The sequence below is a fragment of the Vibrio sp. THAF64 genome, assembly GCF_009363455.1.
Classification (GTDB): Bacteria; Pseudomonadota; Gammaproteobacteria; order Enterobacterales; family Vibrionaceae; genus Vibrio; species Vibrio coralliilyticus.
This window is the reverse complement of the sequence record NZ_CP045355.1, coordinates 2,038,746-2,064,569: the sequence shown is the minus strand read 5'-3', so window position 1 is coordinate 2,064,569 and position 25,824 is coordinate 2,038,746. Positions and strand designations below refer to the sequence as shown.

Genomic DNA, 25,824 nt, shown 5'->3' with positions numbered 1-25,824 from the left:
TTATTTAGGCTCTTTGTAAAGTAGCTTTGTTAGCGCGAAAGCAGAGGCTGCGCCGACTAGCATCACAAGAACATACATTCCTAGACCGCTGCCAAGATAAAGTAGGACACCCGGTAGCATGGTTGCGCCCGTACCCGCTGAGCCGATACCCGCAATTGCGCCCAAACAGCCACCTAGCGCACCACCAACACAGCCGTATAAGAAAGGTTTTACGCGAGGTAAGGTAATCGCGAACATGGCTGGCTCAGTAATGCCAAATAGAGCTGGCAGTGCGGCACCAAACATTCCCGTGCGTTTAACCTTGTCTGTCTGCATCGACATCACTGCCATTGCCGCTCCAAACTGGCCAGCGATTGCAGCGGTACCCAATGGGTTGATGTAATCAAAGCCTGTATCCGTCACCATGGCGATGGTGATCGGCACGATGGTATGGTGCATACCTGTTACCGCCATAAACTGGATAGCGCCACCGTAAATCAAGCCGCCAATGCCGTATGGGATTTGTAAGAAATAGAGCACAGCTTCGGTAATCAGCTTCTCAATACCGAGTAGGATTGGACCAACGAATACTAAGCCTGCGATCAAAGAGACCAACAGAGTGATAAATGGCGTCAGAATGAGGTCCAATACTTCAGGGATATATTTGCGTGATGTACGCTCAACTAAAGCAGCAAACCACCCCATGAACACAGCGGGAAGAATTGAACTCTGTAAACCAGTAACCGCAATCTCAAAGCCCATAAACGGAATTATCATCGCTTCTGCGTTACCGAAAGCGACATCCCATTTACTCGCCAGTTGTGGAGCGACCAGCATCAAGCCCAATACAATACCGAGCACCGGATTGCCACCAAACACGCGCATCGCCGACCAAGTCACCAATACTGGGATAAAGATGAAGGCAGTATCGGTTAAAACTTGAGACAACGTATTAAGCTGTGGAGAGAGCTCAATCCCGAAACCGTTAACCAACAACCCACGCAGCCCCATAAGCAAACCGGTCGCAACTAGGGCTGGAATAATGGCGACGAAGATGTCAGAAAAAGTACGAGTTACCGTTTGGAAGGTGCTTACTTTGTCATTTTTCTCTTCTGCTTGTGGCGTTTCTTCAATGGCTTCATTGCCTTTTATGATGGCAAAAACCTTACCCACAAAGCCCGTACCCAAGATCACCTGGTGCTGACCATTTTGGAAAAAGTACCCGTGTACGCCTTGCGTTGCGCTGAGTCCTTCAGCGTCGACTTTTTCATCATCCTTGGCCACAACACGCAGTCGTGTTGCACAGTGATTCAGTTGTACGATATTGCCCTCACCTCCCAGTAAGGACATGACTCTATCCGCTACAACTCTCGCATCTCGCGCCATAAATTTCGTCTCCAAAGAGTGCAAAGAAATAACAGCCTGTATTTAACTTGTATTTATGATAATACAGGTAAGATACAGGTTGTATTTTTGGTTGTTGTTTTTTGTTATTCGTCACACTTGTTGTTTACCTGAAATGCATAAGATTGCTTACCTTCAAAAACCTATAGATAAAAAAATAGCCCACAAACGTGGGCTATTCGACATTCTCTAAACTCGGGCGGTTATCTCAAAGTCATACAGACTAGACTTATAATAAACCGTTGAGTATTCGTATATTTTCTGCTCTTCATAGAAGTTCTGAGAGTGGTTGATCAAGATGGGGTCAAGCTCTCCAACATCCAAAAATTGCTGAACCGTCACGTCGGGCAACGCGGGCAACAGTTTCTGTTGCGTCTTGACCATCTCAATACCGTGACGACTCAAATATTCGAACTTTGATCCCTTGAGATCGTCTTTTGTTAGGTTGGGAAGTAGTACTCGTGGGATGTAGAACTCTTCAAATGAGACGACTTGGTCGTTAACCAGTCTTAAACGACGAGCAAAATTAACGGGCTCACCAACAGCGATATTGAGTTTTTGAGCGACAAGCTCATCTGCAGGCTGCACCTCAAAGGCATCGACAATATTGGTCGCTTCTAGACCCGCACCAGCTGCCTCTTGCGCCAATCCAGACATAGATAAGAAGTCATGACGCAGCTTATTGGATTTAACAAAGCTACCTTTGCCCTTTTCGGAAAATATATAACCGCCATCATTGAGCTGTTGCAACGCTTTACGCACCGTAACACGACTGACTTTCAACAGCTCCACCAACTGATTCTCAGACGGTAGCTTACTGCCTGCTGGATAAGTGCCTTTATCAATCTCGCGCTTTAACTCTCCCGCGACTTGAATGTACAACGGTTGCAAATTTTTTTGCTCAAATAACTCAGTCATAATTCCATAAAAACTAAGGGGGGTAGGGGCATCTTACTTAAGGTACGAGGGAATACCAAGTCTACCCGGTGAGAGAAAATGACGTGTATCCTAACAAACAGTGGGTAGATTACCTGAAGAAAGTATATTTAAATCAAAATTGTTCTGACTCAGAGGTGCCTTGGTAAGGGGGGGCATTTCCTAGCGGTACCACGCTGAGTTTGCTTTACGATGACAAAGACATGGCTACTAAATTGGAAATGTGAGATTGTGAGGGGCCAAAAACGGTGAAACCCCGATGTTGGTAGTAAGCACAATTGTAGGGGATTGATTTTAAATGTTTTCATTACTTTATAGAGCATTTCGTATCTTAAAGTGACGTCTTAAATGCGAAAATGCTCTAATTAGTAAAAGCTTATAAATCAATCGGTTGTAATTTTGCTATTACTGTATAAGTCCACCCTATAGCGACTGGCATCGGCCACTTTACGCATCTCTTCTTCATTTGCTTTTGTTGCCAATTGCCGCGCAAAACAAATCTTACCGAAAATTTCATGCATAGTTTTTCTTAAGCAATTTTCATTATTTGAAATGTGAGGAGAAGAACATGGCAATCCGATACTTAAGACCGAGTCAGTACATTGAGGAGTTTTATCCAGGATCTGGTATGTGCAGCGCCACGATCATTAATTGGATAAAAATTGGGAAGTTGGGCGGTACGAGAACCCCAACGGGCCGATACCTAGTTTGTATAGACGAGGATGTTGGGAACCCAGCCGATCGAATTTCAGAATTAGTCAGATTTCTGGAGTCGTGATGGTAGGTCGAGCAAGAAGTAAAGAAACGGCTCACTACCCAGCATTTCTTGTACGAATGAGCCACAGGGGAGAGCTGCGCTTTCGCTTTACAACAGTTGAAGGTGTTAAGCGACTTTTCCCTAGTGGCACAACTGAGCAAGAGGCGATTCAAGCGGCGTATGTTTATAACATGCAGAACAGGCCAGAATTGACGCAAGACTTCGATCTTAATGAGCCAACCCAATTTCAAAGAGCTATCTCTAAAGGGCGTAGAGATAAGTTTAATAAGCCATTAAAAGATTGGCTTCCTGTCGTGTTGGCCCGTGTCAAAGCGGAAGAGAAACTCTCAAAAGACGTATTTCGAAACTTAGAACGTGACTGCGAAAGATTGGAAGAGCACATGGGTAAGTGCTTAACAAAATCGCTGAAGTTACAGCATATCAATGAGCACATTGGTAAATACTATGCTGAGCTTAATAATCGACAGCTAAATGGAAAAATCAGCAATCTGAAAAAGATATTTTCCTATTTGGCTGATGAGAGTGCGATAGAGAGTAACTTTGTTCTTAACAAGAAACAGAGACGTTTATCGAAAGAGGATTACACCAAAGCGCGTCACAACTTAGACTACGAAAGCTATCTTCAAATCTATGAAGCGGCGCCACTGTTCTTGAAGGTCGCGATGTCTTTAACCCTAGAGACAACTCATGCTGTACGTGAGATTTACCGATTGCGTTATCGAATCAAGAAGGCCAGAGAAGGCGTATGCGGCATCCTTTGGAATCCAGAGGGTAGGGTGGAATACATTGACGGCCAACCCATCTATGGCACGCTGTATATCCATCGCCAGAAAGTCCAAAAGTCGGAGACTTCTGCGGTAGCGATTCCAGTCACGCAGGCGATCAAAGATATTGTCGATCTATCGAAAACCTCAAGGTTGCACTGCCCATACGTGGTACATAGAAAACCTCGCCAGTTGCAGCGAGGTATCTCTAAGGAAACGGATCATCTTTATCAGGTTCACCATCACAATATCAGTAAAGAGTTCAGCAAAGTAAGGGACTCATTGGGCCTATACGATCACCTTAAGAAAGCCCTTCGACCAACCTATCACGAGATTCGAGGTTTGTCGGCCAGAATGATTGAAGAGCAAGGCATAAGCGCAACTGAGCGGATGGCCCATGCCAATGCTGATACAACGAAGATTTACACGAGAGAAAATGATATTCGCTGGAATCAGGTTCCAGCGATCGAGGTTCAGCCAAAAGTGAGTTAGTGCAATAGCGCTCTTCATCTAAGTAGATCAGAAAGATTATATTGAAGAGCTGACTAGGAAAAATGGCGGTGTAATTTTGCCAATTGTTGTTGCACTTCAAACTTGATACTAAGCTTGTTCTATCAGTAGGCACGGTTAAATGCCAACGCCATATACAGTTAGCCTGTTGCCTAAAGAGGTCTTATTTATGATGTTCTTTACTACGCGAATGCTCGGTATACCTTTTGGAAATGAGTTGATGTATATGAAGTCCTGTTTTACGAACAAGATACCAATCTATCGCTGCTAAAATAACCAAGCCTATTATAGTTCCCATCTAAACCCCTCCTTACACATCGAATCATAACTCTATCAAACCACTGATAAGTTAGATAAGACAGAACGCAATTTTTGATGAGCTGCGATGTTTTTCAGAAAAGTTAGCGTCTATTAAGGGATAAAAGCCTCATTTTTAGTAAAGATACATGGTGATATTCGTTGAATACCTAAAGTGTCCATACTTACAAGTTTGAGAAAAAGCATAACGCCCTGTTAAGGTGTGAGCAACGCAATGCCTAAGCTCCCGCATGCCACCTAAAACACAAAACGCAACGCATAGCAAAAATGCTAAGCGTTGCGAATCACTCTTAAACAGTTTGTTATAGCTCGGAGTTAGTCCTATTTACCTGAAAAAACCCTTACAATTAACCTCTTATACAAAGAGAACACCCTACCCATTGCTTTTCTTGTTGGCTCCATTCCTGAAAATGTAGCCAAAAGCATCAACATCAAAATTATTACTGTGTCAAATTCTTTAAATGGGCTATAACCTAATTGATTGGTATAAAATAAATAAAAACCAAGCATTAGTGATGAAAACGATAGTATCATACCTCCGATAAGGGAGTCGTCGTCCCTTAAGCTGAGCCCTCTGAAATCATTAAAGCTAAGTTGTCTACGTGAAGGGCTTCTTATAAGCGAAGGATATAGTTTGAATAACCCATGCCAAATTTGAGTTGCAAACATGCTATTAATATTCGGGAGTTCACCGACCAAAAAACTTTTGGTCGCATCAAGATCAAAAGGTACTGAAGATAAGTATTGAGATTTAAAACTAGCAGTTCCTGAACGAGCAATCGTACTAGGGTCATCAAAAACTTTATTTACAAAAAAACCAGACAATTTACTGGATAGTTCGTTATCATATAGTGTATCAACTAGGTATTGGGTGGCTTGAAAAGAAGTAGTGTCAGTTTCAGCTACTATTATTATATCGTCTACAGCTGAGCAAACAGCTAATGATTCACGATCTATTCCTCCGCGACAGTCTACTATTATAAAATCATAAAGATTAGAACCATACTCTATTAGATTTTCAAAAGTAACAGATAAGCTATGACTTTCGTAAAAGTCTCCACCATTTTTTAAGTATCTTCGATGGTCTCCAACGCCTAAAAACTTAGAACGTTCAAAATTATTCATATCTTGAACGACGCGCTCAATCATAGAGAAGTCATAATGATATTCTTCTTGAGTTAAGTTGGTAAGCCCAACACTAATATTTGAAACTGTATTAAGTCCCATATAATAAGTTAAACCAGCAGTCCCCAAATCACCATCAACGAGTAACGTTCTATAACCTAAGGAATCTAAGATTGTCGTCATAGTTGAGGCAATCATTGTTTTGCCACTACCACCTTTTCCACTAACCAAAGCAATCGTTCTACATGGTGCGTCATGAAGTTTAAGGTCATTCATTATTTATCTCCGCCGTTGGCTAGCTTCTCGATCATTTCATTATACTTATCTTTGTCTACAAAAGTGCTTGAAGAACATTGCTTGAATACATAGTGGATAATAAACAACGCTCCGGAAATTGAGACGCTAAGTAATGAGGAAAAAAATACTATTGAATGAAATTGTCCAGGATCTACACCAAATTTTGTCTTTACAATTGTATGTACATCAGCGCCACCAATCATAGCCACAGATAAAAAAACGATAAAAAGACATGCAAAGCCTAATATCACCTCGCCTCCGCTTGCTTCAACATTGAATATTCTAAGAGGTATTTTGAGGAGTTGCTTAGAATCAGCGCCGTAATTAATAGGCTTACTTAAAAGCTTACCTGTCACAATGACAGCAACGGGCATTAAAATCACCCAAGAGAAAATAAACTTAATCAGTGTTTCTATCCACTGTAAGTCAAAGTCACCTATCGTATCTTTGGGCATGTAAAGCTCAATTTAACTATTTAAAAAACAATACCTTACCATCAAAGATAACGAGTATCAATAACACCAGTACAATTTGATGCATAGAGCTATAACTATTGTTAGTTGTCGCTTCGTAGGTTTAATCTTTACATTTAGGAAGTTATGCGCCACGACGCGTGCTAACAATCAATATGCACATGGATTCACTTTGTGAAAATTTGGAATGAAATTCCGTATAAGGTTTTGTTATCAGATTCAGTACGGAGTTTGTTCACTAGTCCTGTCACTCCAAGCATGGAGTGACAGGACGGATAGCGCCCGCCATTACTACTTTCCGAGCCGATTCTCAGAATTATCAGCGAATGACGCCGAACCCAAACTGGCGCTGAGAGCGTCATTAAATTTGAATACTCAGCACTCATCGCACACAATGAAATGGAATTAAATACGCAGCCATTGCTGCATAGCCTACTTGTAAAAGAAACCAATTAATTACCAGCGCATTCTTATCTCACCAGCCCTACGGGCTTCTGGGGATTAAGCAATTGCACATGGCTTACAGTCATTCAATTGTTCGGAATTTCTGACCGCACAGTAGTCTCACTCCATTACCTAATTGTTTCATAGAAGTGATAGGCGTTTTGTCGAAATGAACGGGAGTAACAACACTAATCTGAAATCGCATTGATAACTAACTACTGCACCCGTGAAATAAGAACCTTCGAATGACAAGAGAAAGAGCCGACAACACACGGCTCTTTATTTTTCATTTAACAAGAAGAGGGTTAGCGCATGGCTACTAATTTCTATTACCAAATTACCCGTTTACTACACCGAAACCCAGATGGCTCGAAAGCCACTCAAGCAGAGAGAAAGAAAGTGCTCAAGCTGGTGGACAGTCAACTGAAAGAGCTGAATGTACGAAACTTAGAGCTAAAGAACTTTGGCCATCGACACGCTGTGAAGCTATTAACTCATTGGCAATCGCAAGGCTTATCGGCAGGTACAATAAAAAACCGAATGTCTCACCTAAGATGGCTATCAGAAAAAATTGGTAAGCCTGGCCTTATACCCGCTAACAATGCATCTCTCGGTATTGAAAAGCGCCACTACGTTACAAACATCAATCGGTCCCGCCATATATCAGATGAGCAGTTATCTAGGCTCAATAACCGCTATTTAGAAGCGAGTTTCAGATTACAGGCCGCCTTTGGTCTTCGCCGAGAAGAGTGCATGAAGATAATACCGCGCTTTTCGGATAAAGGTGATCACTTAGTCCTGACTAAAACTAAAGGCGCTAGACCCCGAGCCGTACCAATCAGAACCCAAGCGCAGCGTGAACTCATCGACTCGATAAAAAAGTGGGTGGGGGATGGATCACTTATACCGAAAGAGGATACGTATAAAATTCATCTAGGTAGATACGAACGAGCGTGTATCAAGATGGGGCTCGCTCGTGCACATGGCCTGAGACATGCGTATGCGCACCAGCGATATCTTGAGTTGACGGGTAATAGCGCTCCTGCTGCGGGAGGCCCGTCAACGAAAGGGATGCGTGGTGCAGACAAGCAGCGTGACTATGAAGCCAGAATTATCATTAGCGAAGAGTTAGGGCATAGCAGAGAGGAAGTGACTGCTGTTTATCTAGGGCGTTGAATTAACGGTTAGATCCCAACAACCGATCTTAAAAGTGTTCTAGGTTAGAACACTTTTTATCGTTTTCCGGAGTAGCAGGGTGTTCAAAGTCAGAATGTTTTAGCTGTTTATCTCAGTTTTTCTAGCTTGTTCTTGTCCCAAAATGGTTTGGAGTAAATGATCAATTGATTCATCTCCCTCTTATTTTTCATGACTACGACTTATCTAAATGAATCGCGAGTCATTCTATAAAAGACGCAAAAAAACTAAGCGTTGACCCACTGCACGCCCTTTAACTTTCAACAATCGTACACAGAAGTACATCAGCATTAATAACCATTAGTATCAGTGCATTTTTGTTCATAATAATGTAATCTGAGCGCAGTTTGACAAACAATACAATAGTTCAACTGGTTCAATGTCGAATCCGGTTATGTATTGTTCAGAGAGTTATCAGAGTAGCGAGCAGCATGTCACTAAAAATCTATCCAGAATACGCCCTAATCAAACGTTTAAAAAAGCACAAAGGCAGTATTACATTTGTTCTTGGCTCTGCTTTTAGTCAAAAAGACAAAAGCGGATGCGGTATCCCAAACGTAGACGGTGTAATCCAGTTCATTGAAAATTTCATCGAGCGTGAAGACCCAGAAGATCTAGAGTATTTTAGAAACCAGTTAAGCACGAGCAAACATCAAGAGCGCTACCAGGTAGCATTTGACACCGTATCAAGTATTTATGGTCAAGATGCTGTTAATGAAATCATTGCAGATGTTATAAGGAGCAATGAGGACGAAAGCGGCAAACAAAGAATTCCCAAAGCCGTCAGTGACTTCGTAACAGCGATTAAGAATAAAAACATCAATGTTACGAACATAGTAACAACAAATTTTGATACTTTGCTGGAAGAAGAATTCAAGAACCAAGAGATTAAATGCAACTCTTACAGTCTTGTTAATGACACTCTCTTTCCATCTAATGCGAATGACTTTGTCAATATTTTCCATCTTCATGGCAAGTGGGATCAAGATACTATGCACACGGTGAATCAACTACAAGTAGTTCGCGAGCGTATCGAAATCTCGCTACAAAACCTTGTAAAAGATGACCTTGTTGTTGTCATGGCTTATGGCGGATGGGAAGATAGCTTTACTCGCTCTCTTGCTAGAGCTGTAACTAATCCAGCACTCGATTACCAAATCCTTTGGACGTTCTATGAACCTCAAGAAGAGATTATACAGGCATCACGTCAGGAGTTATTTGCAGAATTAAACGATGCGATAATTCGTGCCCGAGTACATTTTTATAAGGGCGTTGATTGCAACTCAACGTGTGACAAACTTTCTGAAGTTAATGAAGTAAAAAAAAAAGAAATGCTAAGCACGAGTTAGATCGCCAACTGCTTGAAGATCTGAATTTTTATCCTATCGAGAACAGGGGATATAACCGCAAGGTTAGAAATAAAACATATTTGGATGCGATAGAGCATTTGAACAATAATAATGCATTATCGATACTCGCTCCTTTAGGGTATGGCGTGTATGATTTTATCTCGTCTTTCAAGCATGATACTGCACTGCATAAGTTCAAATTTCTTCGTATCGATTGCTCTGAGGCACTAACAAAGGCACAAATTGAAAGTCAGATAAAAACCGATACTTATCAAACACTTTCTCAGCTCATTCTAATTTGTTGCGCTAATGCACAAGACGAAGCTTACTTCGTCATCTTTGATAACATCAAAAGTAGCATAAGCGCAGAGGCTTTGAACTACCTAGCAGGACTACCAGACTCACTCCCTGAATTTGGTAAAAATATTTTCTTCATCTTTACATCAAGAGTGGGGATTAAGCAATTTCGGAAATTTCATGTAGAACTAGAAGCTTTAACCCTTCACGAAACAGAGTTAATCTTGAATGATAGGATAGACCTGTCGGAATATACGCAATCTCAAGTCACTCTGATTCATGAAAGATCCGAAGGGGTGGTCGATAAGCTAGAGCAGATCATGGATCTAATTGAAAATAGCTCTGTAGACGAAGTATTAGAGCACGATGAGATATTTGATGATGAGTTTCACATTGATCACATTCCTGCCACAACATTAAGTCAACTAGATTTGTTGTTTACAGATTCTTCTAAAAGGTTGACGTTAAAGATGCTTAACATTCTGTCTATATTAAAGAATGGCGAGACGTTAACGAACCTCAAAGCAGACCCTATGGGGAGGAACCTGAATCCCAAACATGTACAAGAGTTGGTTAGATTCGAACTGGCTACAACGACCCAGATTGATGCATCTACCAAAGTTATTAAGATTAACCCAATAATCAAAGATTATGTTCTTAGCAAGATGTCTAAGGAACAGGTGTACGAGATCTCCAACGCCTATTTAAATGTAACCGTGATTCCAATGAAGAACGGAATCAAGTTAAGTTCACTCAATCGCAAGGTGTATCAAAAAGGTTATAGTACCGAAGAAGACAATACAGGTACTTTGCTCCTTAATTCAATTGAATCATGTTTGGATAACATCCGAATCAACACCGAACAAGGAGAAAGCAATGAGATGAATGAAAGGCGGTTAACGAAATTACGCCAATATTGCCGAGCCTACGTATACATACTTCGTAGCTCTAGCCGCTACGCAGAAACGATATCCGCTGTTGATCTTTTACACAACACCATTGAGAAGATCGACCCAGATTCACTTTACAAATATTACCTCAACCTAGCTTCATCTTATCGCATTAGATCTAACTACTCTGAGGCGAAAAAATATCTTGACCTTTGCATAGAACGTTGTCCAGAGAGTGATAAAGGGACGTTAGAAGATATTTACATCGAACGGTTACATTTACTTGAACATACAGATATGGATGCTGCAATCGCTTTAGCTAAATCAAGTAAAAACAAACACTTCAAAAAATCAGTTGCATATTTAGTTTCGGAAGTGGTTCTAGCCGAAGATAAAGCCCCTGATGACCGATTTAAGTCTTTAGTAAGGTTGGAAAAAAAAGCTAGGAGACATAAACATTTCACCCTAGCAAACAATATTCTCTTTACGATTAATAAGGAGCGAACCAACGTAGATAAAATCAAGAATCTGGATACTGCACTTGAGTCTGAAAAGAGTAGCTATAACTTCTGCCGAGCAACAATTTACAAAAATCAAGCTCTTGTAGAAAGCAACCTATTTGAACGAATTAAAGAGAAAGATATCCAAGATTTATCATACATCTATAATTACCTATTTCGACAAAAGTTTGATACCTTGTTTGTTCAATGCCATAAGCTACTCTGGGACATTGCATCGCACCGACAGCGTGGGGATATCATAACAATGATCTATATTAGAGGAACCATTGTTTGGAGACTGAACGATGATTCCGAAAACGAGCAGAAATATGAAAAGCTTATACAAGACTTCGATGATCCTAGTCTAGTTAATCGCTTAGTTTATAAAGCCTAGCCATTCGGCTTTCAAAAATGCCCACTAGCTGAAACGCTCTGAGGCTTTGCGTGATCAACTAACCACTAGCATCATTGATACATAAACAAATCCGTATTTGGCTAATTTAGCAAGGCCCCTGAAACACTTTCGTCCAAAATTGACTTAGTCCTTCAGGCCAATTTAAAGATAAGCAGCTGCGAATGATCACTTTAGTCGTGGCTGCCTTCTTCCTCGACTTCATCTAAACCTAAATCAACCTCTGCCTCAACCAGTTCCGCTAATTCATCAGCATGTGCAGTATGAGCATCTAACCCTTCGAGTAGCTCCTGCTCGGTCAAAGTCTTCTTATTCATTTCTGTAGCCTCACTAGCTAGTAAGCGATTTGATAGAAAGTATACCACCGATATAGGTTTTACTCGGAAGCTCGTCAGAGGCTCTTTGAGGCATTTTCAGATATGTTCTAGAGTGAAGAATAAAGTAGGGGAAGCAGGGCAGTGATTTGAGTCGTGGTGAAAATGGGTCTAAGATAGTTGAGAGAGAAACTACTGTATAAGTCCACTATTCGTCCACACTTAATCCACCCAAAAATGATGTGGTTATAGTGGGGTTGGGTAAAGTGGCTAAGTTTCAGTAAGTTGAAGAGAATAGAGAGCGTTTTTGAGGGCTCAAAAACGGTGAAACCCCGATGTTGGTAGCATCGGGGTTTCGAATTTTTAGAAGTCTCGGTTGGTAAGGCCGATATTCTTTATGCAAAAGGCTGGATGTAATCCGATTTAATTCCTTGGTAGGGAATTAGATGCGGATGAAGTCCATGTGCTCAACTTTTGGCTTGTAAGCGTGACGTTGAACGTCTTGTGGCTTAACTTTAACTTCAGCGCCGTCGATCACTAGAACGATACCTTCGTAGAACTCAGGCTTGTCCATTTGGTTCACAACGTCGTCGTGGTTAAGAACGATAGATACTGGCGCAGCCTCACCACCGTAAACGATAGCAGGGAATTGACCAGCGTGACGTAGGCGGCGGCTCGCACCTTTACCTAGTTCAGTACGTACTACTGCTTCAAATTTCATAGTATTTACTCTCAAATATGAAAAAAATAACGTCACATTCTGCGATGCGACCTCGCGTGAATGTGGTAAACGCTTTCGAGTAATTGGTAGTAACTCTTCAAGCGAGCGCGGATACTATCACTCTCTCGATTTTCCCGCAATAGAAAACCCGTTTAACTGGCTATCTTTTGAGTAAATATTTTCAGTCGCTTACCGTTGTTTGAGGTGGGCACAAGATACTTACATTTTTATAGCTAAACAAGCGTTCAATATGAACCGAATCTGAACATTCTTCTCACGCTTGATTAAGTCTCACGACGGTATTGTTCATATCGTGAATGATAGATTGATTGAGGAGTTCGTTATGGGACCAGTAAGTATTGTTGTCATTACCTTGAATGAAGAAAAACGCATTGGGCGTTTGATGGAAGATTTGAGCAAACAGACACATCGCGATTTTGAAGTGATTCTCGTTGATTCAGACAGCGAAGACGCGACTAGAGAAGTGGCGAGCGCGTATGAGGCTTCTTTACCTGCATTGACCGTGCATAAGATGGATACTCGTGGTGTGAGCCTAGGGCGTAATACGGGCGCGTCCATGGCAAAGCATGAGCGTTTGTTGTTTCTCGATGCGGATGTACGACTAGCGCCAAACTTCTTAGCTAACGCCGTCAGCCAGCTGGAAGAAAAGCAGCTTGAGGTAGCTGGTGTGTATATGGGCGCCAAAGATCTGCCTGTGGTACACAAGCTGGGTTACGGTTTGTTTAATTTAGGTCTGTTTACAACTCAGTTTATTTTCCCCACAGCGGTTGGGGCGTGTATTTTCTCGACCAAACGCGTACATGAACAACTGAATGGCTTTGATGAGCAAATCGTATTGTGTGAAGACTGTGACTATGTGAAGCGTGCCAGCAAAACATGGCGGTTCCGCTTCTTGAATCTGACGTTCGGCTTTGATCCTCGCCGCTTAGATCAAGATGGTATTTTCAAAATGGGTATGACTTACTTTAAAGCCAATGTTCGTCGTTTCTTCTTTGGTGAAATGCGCAATAACGAAATGGATTACAAGTTCGGCCACTATAAAGAGCAGTAATACTCAGGGATTTTGGTTATGTTTGAAGGAGCTAGCCTGTTTATTGGGGCCTTACTGGATGCGTTAATAGGCCCCAATCTATTTGTGCCGGGAGAGCCTTTCCTTATCGCAGCGGGTTATCAGTTGCATCAGGGGATTATTACTGGCGTCTTCGCGGTACTGCTTGGTGGCTTGCTTGGCGATCAGGCGAGCTATTTCATTGGGCGAAAAGTAGGCGTGCCTGCTCAGAAAAAATTGGTTAAGTGGCAGCCTAAGACCAGGCGCCCAATAGCCCGATGTCGCCATCTAATGGCAAAGCGAGGTAACGCGGTATTGGCGTTTGCTCGTTTACTTGGGCCTGTAGCATGGGTCGTCCCGTTTATTGCGGGCACCAATAAGATTACCTGGGCGCGATTTAGCGTTTTTTCTTCTATTGGGCTGGTACTGGGCGTTGGCCAGTTTGTGATGTGGGGTTATCTGCTCGCTTATGGCATCGATAAATTTCCAATGATCGCTGAAGTCAAAGCCGTCATTGTTGAGCACCAAGCCAGCCTCATTGCCGTTGCTGCCAGTCTTGTTTTTCTGTTTATTGGTAAACGCTTAAAGTGGCGTTTAATGTTGCCTAAATTCTCGTTGTTTCTGCTGGGTGCGATGCTGTACGCCAACTACACGCACTTTTTCCATATGTCCGATGACTTTGTTGAGCAGGCAGGGCCGGCTCCAAAAATTGCACCCACTGCGCTGAAGTTCAAAGCGTACCCAGGGAGATCATCGGTATTCGATGCACAGGCTATCAATGTGCTCTATTTTGGCGACTCACCACGTGAGTTAATGTTGCAGCTTGGCTGGATTGAGAATCACACATTTTCACGTCATGACATTGACCCATCCGTATATTTAGATTTGATTAATAACCAGACTCCGCCAGTGTCTGATTTATTTTGGAACCAAACCCCTCAAAATTTGGCATTCCAGCTTCCCGGAGATTTGGTTCAACGAAGCCACATTCGCTGGTGGAAAGGGGGAGTGGACCCACAAAGTCATCAGACGATTTGGCTCGGTGCAATAAGCTATGACAACGGATTAAAATTCACTGCCTATTCGGGCATTTTCACTGTACTGCACAGCATTGATCCAAATGTGGATAAAGAGCGGGATAAACTTGCCCAACAGGTAAAGTCGGTATTGCCGCAGCAAGCAATCGCCTTTCAGCCGCTATCTGCACCTACTGCAATCGATGACCAACATGACTATTTTACTGACGGTCAGATATTGGTCATTCAAGAAACAATAATCCCTCAGACTGGAAGCTAGATAACAAAAAGCCTAACGAAAACTCAGTCTTAATCGGTTGAGTTTTTCTTTTTTATAAGTTTTAAGATATGGTTAAGGTATAGAAAGTACCTATATTCAGTCTATTACGATGCTGATAATTAATAATAATCATATTCTCAACTTGCTTGCTGGTTCAGTGGAAGACGCTGATTCCGGTCAGAAAACTATGCTTGGTGGTAACGAAGTTGCACTACTTCAATACATGATTGAGCACCCCCATAAGCCCCTCTCTAAATCAGAACTTTTGGAACAGGTCTGGCATAAAAAAGGCGTTATTGTTGAAGAGAGCAGCTTGCTGCACTGCGTATCAAGCTGCCGAAAAGCACTTCAAGATAAAAACAGCGAAATCATCAGTACGATTCGTGGTGTTGGTTATCAATTTAACGGTGAAGTCAGAGATTACGAACCTGAGGCTTTAGCTGATAACTCTGTTTCATCTTCTTCGGCGGAAATCGAAGTTCTCTCCGATGTATCTTCAACGGTATTGAAAAAGCGCAATGCACGCTATCTGGTTATGTTTAGCCTGAGCGCTTTGGCGGGATATCTGCTTGTTTCTACTCTACGTACGCCTTGGGTTGAAGCTGACTATACTGAAACCCGTTACTTAGGGTGCACGGTTCAGACAGACGAGCCTGTTACATTGGCTAATGTCCGTGCTTTCCAGACCGGTAATCAGGTGATCTTGGTTGATCAGGATGGAACGTCAGTCAGTTACCTACCTGAAGAAGTGGAGGTGATTTGTGAATAAGACGATGACGATCACCAGCGTGTTAGCGGGTTTAGCGATTGGTGGAGTGGCAGCTTACGTCAACTCACCGACCATGAATCAGAACTTTGAAAGTCATACGCAAATAGTTATACCCAAGCGAGAAGGTAGTGAGCTGGTTAAAATGCGTGCGTCACTGAACCTGAAACGTTCTGGCCAATACGAACTGTATTTCTTGACTGGGAATCTGGTTGGGTTTAATACCACAGGGCATTATGACTTTGACTCATATGGTTTGTCTCTGATGCCAATCTCTGCTGAGCAAGTTGTGCCAGAGGGTAAAAAGTTGAACATTATGGAGACTATGTTCAGTCAACGAGGAATGCATTCAATGGAAGAGTTGAAAGTCATTCGTATCGGTAAGGAGCAAACGATTCTGGTTGCACCAAGATACTCCTACCTGTTTGTCACTGCCGAACAATAATGTTCAAAAATAGTGCAAAAGCCAGCATTTAGATGCTGGCTTTTTTTGTGCATTTTTTCTTTTAAAAACATGGTTTTGAGGTTTTTTAATAATGGTTCATGATTAAATATCATCCACCTGACAAAGCCCTAACTTAGCAAGGAAAATCTTAGGTATAACAAGCGGCAAGTTTCATCAATTAGAGACAAATCATGAAAAATTCTAAGGCTCTGCCGCTGTCTATTTTATGCACTGCTAGCTCCGTTTATGCCGTTAACGTGATCGCAGAAGATCAAGTTCCTGCGACTCCGGTAACCGTCGAAGTAGTTGCCGAGCAATCAAGTGCAGCTTCACTTAACGAAGTTGGCAAAATTAAAGCAACAGATTCTGCCGCGCTGACGTTCAGTGCTGGTGAAAAACTTAAGTCGCTAAAATTCAGCGATGGTGATGTGGTTAAGAAAGGCGAGCTAATTGCTCAACTTGATGATGACCAAGCTAAAGCTGAACTCGATAAAGCAGAGAGCTCACTGGCATTAGCTGAGTCTAAGCTAGACCGTGTGTTGGCATTGCTAAAGAAACAACCAGATTCCATGTCTGCTCAGGATGTAGAAGAGCTTAAACAACAAGCGAATCTTGCGCGTGCAGACTTCCGTCAAAAGAAAACCGACATGCAGAACTACCAGTTGGTTGCACCATTTGATGGTCAACTGACTAACTTTACCCATTCTGTTGGTAGTCGTGTTGAAGCAGCAACGGCCTTGGTTAGCCTGATTAAACTTGATCCGGTTGAAGTACATTACTCAATTAGCCAGTCAGAAGTCGGTAAAGCGAAGTTAGGCCAGGCAGTCTCTCTAACCGTCGATGCATACCAAGACCAGACGTTCACTGGCAAGGTAAACTATATCGCTCCACTTGTTGATGAAAGCTCTGGCCGTGTAGAAATTCACGCGCATTTTGATAACCCAGAAAATGCTCTAGTGCCGGGCATGTTCGCCAAGGTTTCTCAAACAATTGGTGAGGCAAACTCACATCTTGTGGTTTCTCAGACGTCTATTGGCGCTGACGGAGACCAGCGCTTCGTTTGGGTCGTTGAAGACAACAAAGCGATCAAGCGTCCAGTCGAGCTTGGTGAAAACACCAACAATGGTTACGTAACGATTGAATCTGGTCTCAAACTAGGCGAAACCGTTGTTGTAACAGGCCGACAAAACCTCAATCACGAGTCTCCTGTATCTGTTCAAAACACTAAATCACCAGTGACTTTGCCGTCACGCACTTTACCTGCTCAGCCAGTCAAAGAAGCGGAGGCAGAGAAACCTGCCGCTGAACTTCCGACCGAAGTAGAAAAAGAAGAAAAAAAGGTAGCTGAGCCGGCAAACGAAAAGCCAGCGGAGGTAACGAATGAAGCTGCCTGAAATATGTATTAAACATCCAGTGCTCGCCTCAGTGCTGAGCATTGCGATTGTGCTACTGGGGATAGTCTCCTACCAAAAACTTGCGATTCAATATTTTCCAGAGCGCCAGACTGCATCGGCTACAGTGAGCGCTTCAATTACCGGGGCGAGTGCTGAGTTTATGTCACAAAATGTGGCAGAAGAACTCATCACGGCAGTCACAGGTCTCGATAAGATCAAAACGATGACAACGGATTGTCAGGAAGGCAGCTGTTCTCTCAAGATCCAATTTGAAGATGGAGTCAGTGAGGTTGAGTACGCAAGCCTGATGAACAATCTGCGCAGCAAGGTGGATGGTATCTCTGACTTCCCGCCAGCGATGACAGATAAACCGACAGTAACGGATGACTCTTCTGACACGGCAATGCCAAGTAACATTATCACATTCGTTAACCGTGGTGAGATGGAGAAGCAAGAGCTGTTTGACTTCATCAGTCAGCAGATTGCTCCTCAGTTCAAAAACGTACTGGGTGTTGGTGGTGTGTGGGGGCCATATGGTGGTTCCAACCGTGCTATTCGTGTTTGGTTGCAACCTGAGCGTATGGCGGCTCTGAATGTCAGTGCTTCTGACGTAGTAGGTACGCTGAGCACTTACAATGCGACGTTTACTGCAGGTACGATTAAAGGTGAAGTTCGTGACTTCTCAATCAACCCTGTCAATCAGGTAACGTCTATTGAAGATGTGCGTGACCTCGTTATCCGTGTCGATAATGGCAACATCGTTCGTGTTAATGATGTGGCTGACGTTCAAATGGGTGAGGAGAGCCTTGAGCCAAGCATGCTTCATGTTGATGGCGATATGGCGATGTCTCTTCAGGTGTTACCACTTAAATCTGAGAACCCGGTTACGGTTGCGAACCGCGTAAAAGCGGCCATGGAAACCATGGAAGTACCGGACAATGTTGAGATGAAGATGGTCTACAATCAGGCTGACTTTATCGAAGAAGCAATTGACCAAGGGTTTATGACGTTGGTTGAAGCGATTGTTCTGGTATCGGCAATTGTAGTTTTGTTCTTAGGTTCACTGCGCGTTGCAGCGATTCCTCTGATAACCATTCCTGTCTGTGTGATCGGCGTGTTTGGTGTAATGGCAATGCTAGGCTTTAGCATCAACGTGTTGACTATTTTGGCTATTATTCTTGCGATTGGTCTGGTGGTTGATGATGCTATCGTTGTGGTGGAAAACTGCTACCGACATATTGAAGAAGGTCTTTCACCATTTGAAGCAGCACTTAAGAGCTGTAAAGAGATTGTTTTCCCTGTCATCGCAATGACCTTAACGCTGGCTGTGGTGTACTTGCCGATTGGTTTGATGTCAGGTTTGACGGCGGATCTGTTCCAACAGTTTGCCTTTACGCTAGCAGCATCAGTCATCATCTCAGGATTCGTAGCATTAACTCTGTCTCCGATGATGAGTGCCTACATGCTGAAATCAGTGACAACGTCACCAAAGTGGTTCCAGTGGGTAGAAACCAAACTGAACGCCATGACTGACAAGTATATGGTGTACCTGAATGCATGGTTCAAGCGTCCACGTCAGGTTTTAGCGGGTACTGCAGTGCTGACTATTTTGTCTGTTGTTGCTGTATGGTTTATGCCAAAAGTTCTTTTGCCTACAGAAGATACTGGTTTCATTGAAGTGACTTCTCATGGCCCTGCTGGTGCTGGTCGTCTATACGACTTGGATAACGCTGACCAAATCAACGCAGTGTTTGAAGGTAACAAAGAGATTGAAGCTAATCTTGCTTACATTGAAACTGCACCGACTAATCACGTGTTGTTGAAGCCATGGGAAGAACGTAATAAGAGCGCCGATGAAATCATCAATGAGATGATTGCTAAAGCGAAGGAAACTATCTCGGCGTATACAACGTCTTTCTCTGTACGTTCTGCTGACAACCTTGATGTGGCAGATAATCTGATTCTTCAAGTGACCACCGTTAACCGTGACCTAGACGAGCTGTCTGATACTGCAGCGAAAGTCGTTGAGTTACTTGAGGATTACCCAGGTCTATCGAACGTTGATAACTCAACGCACCGTGACCAGCTACGATTTGATATGTCGATTGACCGCAATGCGATTGTATTGTCGGGCGTTGATTACGGTAATGTAACCAATGCAATCTCTACTTTCTTAGGCTCTGTGAAGGCTGCCGATCTGCAAGCAGATGACGGATTTACCTACCCAATTCAGGTACAGGTAAACCGCCAAGCGTTAGGTGACTTTAAAGTTCTAGATAAGTTATACGTTAGCTCTGAATCTGGTCAAAGGTTGCCACTGTCTCAGTTCGTATCGATTAAGCCTGTGACGGCAGAATCAAATATTAAAACCTATGGCGGTAAAGACGCTGCAGAGATTACTGCAGACTTGGTACCAGGTTACAGTGCGGATGATGTTCAAGCATTCCTCGATGAGAAGCTTCCTGAGTTACTGAAAGCGGGGCAAAGCTACGAATACGATGGCGTGATTAAAGAGCTTAACGAGTCATCAGCGGGTATGCAGATGCTGTTTGGTCTGGCGCTGATCTTTATCTTCCTGATCCTTGCTGCTCAGTTTGAGAGCTTTGTAGACCCATTGGTTATTCTGATCACCGTTCCTCTGTGTCTGGTAGGTGCGATACTGACGTTAAGCGTCTTTGGTCAAAGCCTGAACTTGTACTCTAAGATTGGTTTGCTGACTCTGGTTGGTTTGGTGACCAAGCACGGCATCCTGATGGTGGAATTTGCCAATCTTAAGCGTAAGGAAGGTGTGGAAGTGATGGAAGCGGCGTTGATGAGTGCACGCTCTCGTCTACGTCCTATCCTGATGACGTCTCTGACGATGATCATCGGTTCACTACCTCTTGCTCTGGCAGAAGGTCCGGGTTCGTTAGGTCGAGTAAACATTGGTCTGGTTCTGGTCGGCGGTTTGACGATTGGTACTTTCTTCTCGCTGTTCTTTGTACCAATGGCTTATGTTGCGGTAGCAAAGCTTCGCGAAAAAAGCGTATTGCGTAAGCAGCTTGTTGAGGGGTAAAACATGTTACTGATTAATGAAAGCCATATTCTCGATGTTGAGCAAGGTTATATTCACAGTCAGGGAAGTAATGTTCGTCATCCGATAGGAATCAATGAGATTGCGCTACTGAACTATATGATCGAGCGCACTGGTGAAACACTGACAAAGCACGAATTGATGCATGAAGTGTGGCTAAAGCGTGGCATCGTAGTAGAGAGCAGTAGTTTATTGCACTGTATCTCCAACTGTCGCCGAGCGCTGGAAGATCGCGCTGGTGAAATCATCCGCACGGTTCGTGGTACTGGCTATGAATTTGTGGGTCGGGTCGATGCCTATCAGCCAGCAAACGAAGTTGAGCAAGTTGAAGCAGTCATTCCTGAGGTGGTGGAAATACCTGTCCCTCAGGAACCCAAAGAGACGCTACGCAGTCGTTTGGTGAAGTACCGCTCCCAGCTTATTGCAACTGGATTGTTTGTTTTCGGCGCAGTCGCCAGCTACTCAATCATCGAAAATTCGAGCTCACCATTGGCTTATGCATCTTTTGAGCAGCAAGAGTTTGCCTCTTGCTGGTTTACGCCGGAAAACAACGGAGCTAAGGTGCATTACCAGAACTCGACTTTATACGATTTTGGCGAACTAACGTTATTAGTGGACGGCCAAGGTCGCTCTTTGAGTTTCAGTTCAAATAGTGGAGTCATCAGTTGTGAATAAGTTATTAGCCATTGTTCCGCTTATTGCGGGCGTTGCTGTCGGGGCTGCGGTTTCGTACATTGATGACAACCAGCTTAACCGTCATATGATCAGCCACACGGTAGCACATGTGTCATCCACTGATCCGGATGATGATTTTGCTACCACGCTACCAATGAGAATTGAACTGACTCTTAAAGAGAACAGCAGCTACGACGTTTACGCGGTATTGCCTAAAAGTCGTGTTGGATATACCGGTTCAGGCCGATACGAGCTTGATAGTGATGGTGTGTTTTTTGCGATGGAAGAACATCAACCGCTAGATATAGAACCGTTACGTAAGGGTATTATCGAGCAACTGTTCGTCAGACCTGGTTCCTTTGACGGTCACATGAAAGTGGCCAAGTTGGGTGAAAACAATGCGGCACTTGTGGGGCATAAAGTCATATTGCATATGACATACTAAATCGGCGTTAATCGCAGACAAAAAACGGCAACTTGTTAAGTTGCCGTTTTTTTAACTTGAAGAAGTGCTGGTGGAGAACCGATAAACGATGATACCGGGTTTGCTTTTCAAATATTCCAGCATTGGCGTGTCGACGACTTTACCTTCGATAGAGGAGGCATGGCGGAAAATGGGTTTGTCACCATTTTCGACAAAGATACCTGTATGAGAGACGTCTAATCCGCGTTTATGGCTGTATATACCGATTAAATCACCGCTTTTCAGTTCTTTAATTAAAGAATCATCGACAAATTCTCGTGGGATAAAACTGATGTTCTTGTCTTTAATCGGAACAGAAGGGATCCAACGTTCACCTTCAGGTGTTTTTTGATTAATATGCTTAACGGTCGTGACCGCTCGACTATCAAGATCAAGCGTAATGTCTTGAACATTAAATGGGCTGTTTTCCAACCAATCAGAAAAGAAATGACGGCGCATGAGAAAGTCTACGTTACCGTATAAGTAACGCGCTAGCTTAAGATTCTTATCGAACTGGCCGAAGGAGTCTGAAAAGGCGAGGGAAGTAACGTAGTCGAGCAGAGTAAAGCAATCGACGTGGTTGAAGTTTTTAACCAGCACTTCTTTATCTGAATTGATGGAAGTAAGTGTATTTGCTTCATAGTCGACTCCGATAAACATACCGGAGGTTTGAACGATGCGATCAGGTGTGCTGAGTTGGTTGTCGTTCTGAATCGTTGTCAGAATCTCTTGTTCATCTACGAGTTTGTCCTTCTCCATTCGCAAGTAACTGGAGAAAAGGCTGCCACCGGCAATGGTGGTGGCAGTAATTGACAACACTACGAGGGCTTTTTTCATACAATCATCCTTGTTTAGCCTCTTGCTTTTATGAGTTTTGACGTTGTTTCCTAACTCAAACCTACCTGACCGCAAAGCTAATTAATAAATGAAATAACCTTAAAAATCGTAACTAAGACTCATCGTCGAGTAGATTTCATCATTAGATTGATCGTCAGCGACGGTGGTGTTGTAGATGTATTCCACATCGAAAACCAGCGCCAAACTGCCCATCAGGATGTTCTTTACGTATGCTTTGGTGTTGTAGTGAGTATTCTCTTCACCGTGTGCTACGTCCATAACTGCACCGACAGAAAATGTTTCTGAAAACGATACAGATCCATCCAATGTTGAGGTTGCGATGACTTCGTAGTTGCGTAAGGAGGGGAATTCACTATCGGTTGGTTGACGTTCAGAAATTCGGTAACCCGGACCGAGTGACACAGACAGTTTGGCTGTATCGGTATTATGTAAATAGAAACCGAGGCCACTCATTAAAACCCATTGTTTGCGATATGTGCCGTATAGGTCGTTCTCAAAACGGGTAGCAGCTCTTAAGAAGCTGGTTTCATTATAGTCATAGGTTGACCCTGCATTAATAGTGTAGCGGTTGGCACCATCGTCGGCGTTGTCGGCGTCCGTATAGTAGCTTTCAAAACCACCTTTGTGTTCCCATTGGTCTTTGCTATAGCCTAAAATCAACGCGGTATTGTAAGACAGCGATGAACTAGTGTTTTCGGTGTAGATAAAGCCCAATTTTGTCTGAGCCGAAAAAGGGTCTTGAGGAAGTGTCTCTTCTTCCTCTGCGTGTGCTGCACTCGTAGCCAGAGCAACAGCCAGAGCAATCATTGATTTTGTTTTCATTTGAATAAAGCGGACTTTGTACAATGTTTGCTCATTATGTTTACATGTCCGCAAATGTTAACTGAATCATCATAAATCATGATTGACTTAGTTTTAGCCTTCTCAAATGTTGTCAAAGGAAGTTCGTTGGTGTTCTGGACAGTATTGTTACTGAGTCAAGAAGATTGAATGAAGTTTAATGAATCGCTTTAGCTGGAATTGAAAATAGAAAAGCAGGTAAAAATGCCTGCTTCGTGTGGTAGTGTTTTGTTGAGAGTTTGTTAGTGAGTGGTTTTCATCGATAGAATGGCTTTTAGTCCGCCCATCGAACTGCGATCTAACGTTAACTTACCGCGATAACTGTGGGCCATTTCGCTGACGATATTCAAGCCTAAACCTGTTCCTGGGGTCGTCTCATCTAAGCGTACGCCACGTTTAATAACCTGTTTGAGTTTCTCCTCGGGGATACCTTGGCCGTCATCTTCAATGATGATGTCGATGGTTTCGGCGTCTTCGCTATTGGCAGTAGCATGAACGCGGATGATGCTGTCTGACCATTTATAAGCATTTTCCAGAATATTGCCGACCATTTCGTCAAGGTCAGTTTCTTCGACTGCAGTGACCAAGTCAGAGTCGAGCTCGTTGATCAGTGTGATATCACGCTCTGCATAGACTTTATCGAAAGCCATTGAGATTGCATCAACGCGCTCAGACGGGCAGGATTTCACAGAAAGGATGTTCTTAGAACCCGCCATTCGGGCGCGGCCTAAGTGATAATCTATCTGGCTTTGAATTTGGTCGAGCGAAGGTTGCAGTTGCTGCTTGGTTTGTTGGTCTTGGTTGGCAACTTCATTCTTTAATACTGAAAGAGGGGTCTTTAGCGCATGAGACAAATTACCCGCATGGTGACGAGCACGTTCTAACAGCTCCTGATAGTGGAACACAAGAGCATTCAAATCCGACACGACAGGCGCGACTTCGCGTGGATAATCTTCTTCGAGCTGGGTCTTCTTACCTGAACGAAGTTGAGAGAGCTCTTTGTGCATCTTGGTCAATGGGCTCAGAGACCACTGTACCTGAATAACAATGAGTGTCAGGACGCCAAGGTAAAGTAGTGCAAGTATGACCCAAAGTTGGCCCATTAAGCTGCGAACAGTGTCTTCTATCGGTTGCTCGTCAATACCAATAGTGACTTCGATAGGGCCATCGTAATCAGGGTAATAGAGTGTCGATTCGATATAGATGAGCTTCTCATCCCGTGCCCCCAGCAGATCGTGATCGCCTTTTTCGGTCAGTGCTTTGTCCCAGAGAGAGCGAGAACGTAGTAAATCTTTATCCGTTTTGGCGGACCAGTATAAGCCACTGTAGGGGCGGTTGAAGCGCGGGTCGGAAAGGGGAGTGCCGATGGTCACATTGCCTTTTTCATCCGCTTCAATTGTCGCTGCAATCTCGTCCATGTAAGTTGCCAATTGTGCCTTGGCATCATCTTCCATGTAGATATAAACCTGAGAAGGGACCATGACACCGGCGGCGATGATCATCGCGGTCAGCCAAACAACCGCCGCCAGAACGAGGCGGCTTTTAAGGCTGAGCTTTTTAAGTAAATGCGCTTTTTTATTCGGCATTAAGCTGGTATCCCAGTCCTCGAACAGTTTTAATCACTTTAGGTGCGATTTTCTTGCGTATACGCCCGATAAATACTTCGATGGTGTTGGAGTCGCGGTCAAAGTCTTGTTTGTAGATGTGTTCTACCAACTCGGTTCGCGAGATTACCTTTTCTGGGTTATGCATGAAGTAAGCAACGACTTTATATTCTAGTGCGGTTAGGTCAATTGCTTGGCCTTGCCACATGACTTTAGAAGAGCGGGTGTCTAAGCTTAGGCTTCCCACTTGCATCACAGGAGAGGCGTTACCTGATGCGCGGCGAAGCTGGGCGCGAATTCGAGCGATCAGTTCAACCATTTCGAACGGTTTGGTCTGGTAGTCGTCTGCACCTGCGTTAAGACCTTCAACCCTCTGAGTTAAGGTATCACGTGCACTGAGAATAATGACGGGCGTATTGATGTTCTCATCTCGGATACCTTTTAGGACGGTCAAACCATCAAGCTTTGGCAGGCCAAGGTCGAGTACAATAGCATCCCATTCTTCGGACGTCGCACGATAGAGTGCATCAATGCCATCTGCTGACAGTTCTGGTACCCAACCATTCTGTTCAAGGGCTTCTATGATTTGTTCCCCAAGGCGAGGTTCATCTTCCACTACAAGTATTTTCATGGCGT

The 25,824-nt window shown here is 43.4% G+C and carries 23 protein-coding genes; 13 read left to right on the top strand and 10 right to left on the bottom strand.

From position 1 onward, the window contains the following. Together FIU99_RS09400 and FIU99_RS09395 are read right to left on the bottom strand one after the other, a co-directional pair. The gene (locus FIU99_RS09400; RefSeq protein ID WP_152472223.1) at window positions 1-1,365 is read right to left on the bottom strand and encodes a PTS transporter subunit EIIC; all 1,365 of its coding nucleotides are present in this window, start codon (window positions 1,363-1,365) and stop codon (window positions 1-3) included. A 207-nt stretch (window positions 1,366-1,572) separates the two neighbouring features. Further along, the gene (locus FIU99_RS09395) at window positions 1,573-2,301 is read right to left on the bottom strand and encodes a GntR family transcriptional regulator (protein ID WP_006962537.1); all 729 of its coding nucleotides are present in this window, start codon (window positions 2,299-2,301) and stop codon (window positions 1,573-1,575) included. Window positions 2,302-2,887: 586 nt separating this feature from the next. On the opposite strand from FIU99_RS09395, the gene FIU99_RS27765 reads away from it, so the two are divergent. Beyond that, window positions 2,888-3,097: a hypothetical protein gene (locus FIU99_RS27765; protein WP_152472222.1), complete on the top strand. Its 210-nt coding sequence runs from the start codon at window positions 2,888-2,890 to the stop codon at window positions 3,095-3,097. Continuing rightward, window positions 3,097-4,353: an integrase gene (locus tag FIU99_RS09385; RefSeq protein ID WP_152472221.1), complete on the top strand. Its 1,257-nt coding sequence runs from the start codon at window positions 3,097-3,099 to the stop codon at window positions 4,351-4,353. The genes FIU99_RS27765 and FIU99_RS09385 overlap by 1 nt, the downstream gene beginning before the upstream one ends. A gap of 657 nt (window positions 4,354-5,010) precedes the next feature. Here the strand turns inward: FIU99_RS09385 and FIU99_RS09375 are convergent. Together FIU99_RS09375 and FIU99_RS09370 are read right to left on the bottom strand one after the other, a co-directional pair. Beyond that, a complete protein-coding gene (locus tag FIU99_RS09375; protein ID WP_152472220.1) occupies window positions 5,011-6,090 on the bottom strand; it encodes a ParA family protein in 1,080 nt (359 codons plus the stop codon). Further along, on the bottom strand, window positions 6,090-6,566 hold the full coding sequence (locus tag FIU99_RS09370) for a hypothetical protein (RefSeq protein WP_152472219.1): 477 nt from the start codon (window positions 6,564-6,566) through the stop codon (window positions 6,090-6,092). Before FIU99_RS09370 ends, FIU99_RS09375 begins: the two co-directional genes overlap by 1 nt. A gap of 774 nt (window positions 6,567-7,340) precedes the next feature. Between FIU99_RS09370 and FIU99_RS09365 the strand changes: the two genes are divergently transcribed. The 3 genes from FIU99_RS09365 to FIU99_RS09360 all read left to right on the top strand — a co-directional run bounded on the left by FIU99_RS09365 (window position 7,341) and on the right by FIU99_RS09360 (window position 11,652). Continuing rightward, window positions 7,341-8,204, top strand: coding sequence for a phage integrase N-terminal domain-containing protein (locus tag FIU99_RS09365; protein WP_152472218.1), 864 nt, complete (start codon window positions 7,341-7,343; stop codon window positions 8,202-8,204). 449 nt (window positions 8,205-8,653) lie between these two features. Further along, window positions 8,654-9,571 (top strand): SIR2 family protein, encoded by a 918-nt coding sequence (locus FIU99_RS27515; RefSeq protein WP_253899441.1) that lies wholly within the window; start codon window positions 8,654-8,656, stop codon window positions 9,569-9,571. Between the two features lie 80 nt (window positions 9,572-9,651). Continuing rightward, window positions 9,652-11,652 (top strand): hypothetical protein, encoded by a 2,001-nt coding sequence (locus FIU99_RS09360; protein ID WP_253899440.1) that lies wholly within the window; start codon window positions 9,652-9,654, stop codon window positions 11,650-11,652. 191 nt (window positions 11,653-11,843) lie between these two features. Here the strand turns inward: FIU99_RS09360 and FIU99_RS27335 are convergent, their stop codons facing one another. Next, complete coding sequence (locus FIU99_RS27335; protein WP_172974062.1) at window positions 11,844-11,987, bottom strand: hypothetical protein; 144 nt, start codon at window positions 11,985-11,987, stop codon at window positions 11,844-11,846. Between the two features lie 439 nt (window positions 11,988-12,426). Continuing rightward, window positions 12,427-12,705: a 50S ribosomal protein L25 gene (gene rplY / locus FIU99_RS09355; protein ID WP_006962536.1), complete on the bottom strand. Its 279-nt coding sequence runs from the start codon at window positions 12,703-12,705 to the stop codon at window positions 12,427-12,429. A 343-nt stretch (window positions 12,706-13,048) separates the two neighbouring features. Here rplY and FIU99_RS09350 point away from each other — a divergent pair, with 343 nt between their 5' ends. The 8 genes from FIU99_RS09350 to FIU99_RS09315 all read left to right on the top strand — a co-directional run bounded on the left by FIU99_RS09350 (window position 13,049) and on the right by FIU99_RS09315 (window position 21,868). Next, the gene (locus FIU99_RS09350; protein WP_019275453.1) at window positions 13,049-13,777 is read left to right on the top strand and encodes a glycosyltransferase; all 729 of its coding nucleotides are present in this window, start codon (window positions 13,049-13,051) and stop codon (window positions 13,775-13,777) included. Between the two features lie 18 nt (window positions 13,778-13,795). Further along, the gene (locus tag FIU99_RS09345; protein ID WP_152472217.1) at window positions 13,796-15,070 is read left to right on the top strand and encodes an LssY C-terminal domain-containing protein; all 1,275 of its coding nucleotides are present in this window, start codon (window positions 13,796-13,798) and stop codon (window positions 15,068-15,070) included. A 109-nt stretch (window positions 15,071-15,179) separates the two neighbouring features. Then, complete coding sequence (locus FIU99_RS09340) at window positions 15,180-15,839, top strand: winged helix-turn-helix domain-containing protein (protein WP_152472216.1); 660 nt, start codon at window positions 15,180-15,182, stop codon at window positions 15,837-15,839. Continuing rightward, window positions 15,832-16,281: a hypothetical protein gene (locus tag FIU99_RS09335; protein ID WP_006962532.1), complete on the top strand. Its 450-nt coding sequence runs from the start codon at window positions 15,832-15,834 to the stop codon at window positions 16,279-16,281. Before FIU99_RS09340 ends, FIU99_RS09335 begins: the two co-directional genes overlap by 8 nt. A 191-nt stretch (window positions 16,282-16,472) precedes the next feature. Next, the gene (locus FIU99_RS09330) at window positions 16,473-17,675 is read left to right on the top strand and encodes an efflux RND transporter periplasmic adaptor subunit (RefSeq protein ID WP_152472215.1); all 1,203 of its coding nucleotides are present in this window, start codon (window positions 16,473-16,475) and stop codon (window positions 17,673-17,675) included. After that, entirely contained in the window at window positions 17,662-20,730 is a 3,069-nt protein-coding gene (locus tag FIU99_RS09325; protein WP_019275448.1) for an efflux RND transporter permease subunit, read from the top strand. Before FIU99_RS09330 ends, FIU99_RS09325 begins: the two co-directional genes overlap by 14 nt. A 3-nt stretch (window positions 20,731-20,733) precedes the next feature. Then, on the top strand, window positions 20,734-21,423 hold the full coding sequence (locus FIU99_RS09320) for a winged helix-turn-helix domain-containing protein (RefSeq protein ID WP_099607272.1): 690 nt from the start codon (window positions 20,734-20,736) through the stop codon (window positions 21,421-21,423). Further along, window positions 21,416-21,868: a hypothetical protein gene (locus FIU99_RS09315; RefSeq protein ID WP_006962528.1), complete on the top strand. Its 453-nt coding sequence runs from the start codon at window positions 21,416-21,418 to the stop codon at window positions 21,866-21,868. Before FIU99_RS09320 ends, FIU99_RS09315 begins: the two co-directional genes overlap by 8 nt. 51 nt (window positions 21,869-21,919) lie before the next feature. Here FIU99_RS09315 and FIU99_RS09310 read toward each other — a convergent pair whose 3' ends face one another. From FIU99_RS09310 to FIU99_RS09295, 4 genes are all read right to left on the bottom strand, one after another. Further along, a complete protein-coding gene (locus tag FIU99_RS09310) occupies window positions 21,920-22,723 on the bottom strand; it encodes an N-acetylmuramoyl-L-alanine amidase-like domain-containing protein (RefSeq protein ID WP_095572697.1) in 804 nt (267 codons plus the stop codon). A 99-nt stretch (window positions 22,724-22,822) separates the two neighbouring features. Further along, a complete protein-coding gene (locus tag FIU99_RS09305) occupies window positions 22,823-23,566 on the bottom strand; it encodes a YdiY family protein (RefSeq protein ID WP_251768288.1) in 744 nt (247 codons plus the stop codon). Between the two features lie 260 nt (window positions 23,567-23,826). Then, window positions 23,827-25,170: an ATP-binding protein gene (locus FIU99_RS09300; protein ID WP_152472214.1), complete on the bottom strand. Its 1,344-nt coding sequence runs from the start codon at window positions 25,168-25,170 to the stop codon at window positions 23,827-23,829. Continuing rightward, a complete protein-coding gene (locus FIU99_RS09295) occupies window positions 25,160-25,819 on the bottom strand; it encodes a response regulator transcription factor (protein WP_021456799.1) in 660 nt (219 codons plus the stop codon). The genes FIU99_RS09300 and FIU99_RS09295 overlap by 11 nt, the downstream gene beginning before the upstream one ends. Window positions 25,820-25,824 lie beyond the last annotated feature (5 nt).

Bases quoted from the DNA above. Each gene is read 5' to 3' on its own strand.
- FIU99_RS09330 (WP_152472215.1), top strand. From the start codon at position 16,473: ATGAAAAATTCTAAGGCTCTGCCGCTGTCTATTTTATGCACTGCTAGC.
- FIU99_RS09345 (WP_152472217.1), top strand. From the start codon at position 13,796: ATGTTTGAAGGAGCTAGCCTGTTTATTGGGGCCTTACTGGATGCGTTA.
- FIU99_RS09310 (WP_095572697.1), bottom strand. From the start codon at position 22,723: ATGAAAAAAGCCCTCGTAGTGTTGTCAATTACTGCCACCACCATTGCC.
- FIU99_RS09305 (WP_251768288.1), bottom strand. From the start codon at position 23,566: ATGAAAACAAAATCAATGATTGCTCTGGCTGTTGCTCTGGCTACGAGT.
- FIU99_RS09300 (WP_152472214.1), bottom strand. From the start codon at position 25,170: ATGCCGAATAAAAAAGCGCATTTACTTAAAAAGCTCAGCCTTAAAAGC.
- FIU99_RS27335 (WP_172974062.1), bottom strand. From the start codon at position 11,987: ATGAATAAGAAGACTTTGACCGAGCAGGAGCTACTCGAAGGGTTAGAT.
- FIU99_RS09385 (WP_152472221.1), top strand. From the start codon at position 3,097: ATGGTAGGTCGAGCAAGAAGTAAAGAAACGGCTCACTACCCAGCATTT.
- rplY (WP_006962536.1), bottom strand. From the start codon at position 12,705: ATGAAATTTGAAGCAGTAGTACGTACTGAACTAGGTAAAGGTGCGAGC.
- FIU99_RS09320 (WP_099607272.1), top strand. From the start codon at position 20,734: ATGTTACTGATTAATGAAAGCCATATTCTCGATGTTGAGCAAGGTTAT.
- FIU99_RS27515 (WP_253899441.1), top strand. From the start codon at position 8,654: ATGTCACTAAAAATCTATCCAGAATACGCCCTAATCAAACGTTTAAAA.
- FIU99_RS09375 (WP_152472220.1), bottom strand. From the start codon at position 6,090: ATGAATGACCTTAAACTTCATGACGCACCATGTAGAACGATTGCTTTG.
- FIU99_RS09365 (WP_152472218.1), top strand. From the start codon at position 7,341: ATGGCTACTAATTTCTATTACCAAATTACCCGTTTACTACACCGAAAC.
- FIU99_RS09325 (WP_019275448.1), top strand. From the start codon at position 17,662: ATGAAGCTGCCTGAAATATGTATTAAACATCCAGTGCTCGCCTCAGTG.
- FIU99_RS09370 (WP_152472219.1), bottom strand. From the start codon at position 6,566: ATGCCCAAAGATACGATAGGTGACTTTGACTTACAGTGGATAGAAACA.
- FIU99_RS09340 (WP_152472216.1), top strand. From the start codon at position 15,180: ATGCTGATAATTAATAATAATCATATTCTCAACTTGCTTGCTGGTTCA.
- FIU99_RS09400 (WP_152472223.1), bottom strand. From the start codon at position 1,365: ATGGCGCGAGATGCGAGAGTTGTAGCGGATAGAGTCATGTCCTTACTG.
- FIU99_RS27765 (WP_152472222.1), top strand. From the start codon at position 2,888: ATGGCAATCCGATACTTAAGACCGAGTCAGTACATTGAGGAGTTTTAT.
- FIU99_RS09295 (WP_021456799.1), bottom strand. From the start codon at position 25,819: ATGAAAATACTTGTAGTGGAAGATGAACCTCGCCTTGGGGAACAAATC.
- FIU99_RS09395 (WP_006962537.1), bottom strand. From the start codon at position 2,301: ATGACTGAGTTATTTGAGCAAAAAAATTTGCAACCGTTGTACATTCAA.
- FIU99_RS09350 (WP_019275453.1), top strand. From the start codon at position 13,049: ATGGGACCAGTAAGTATTGTTGTCATTACCTTGAATGAAGAAAAACGC.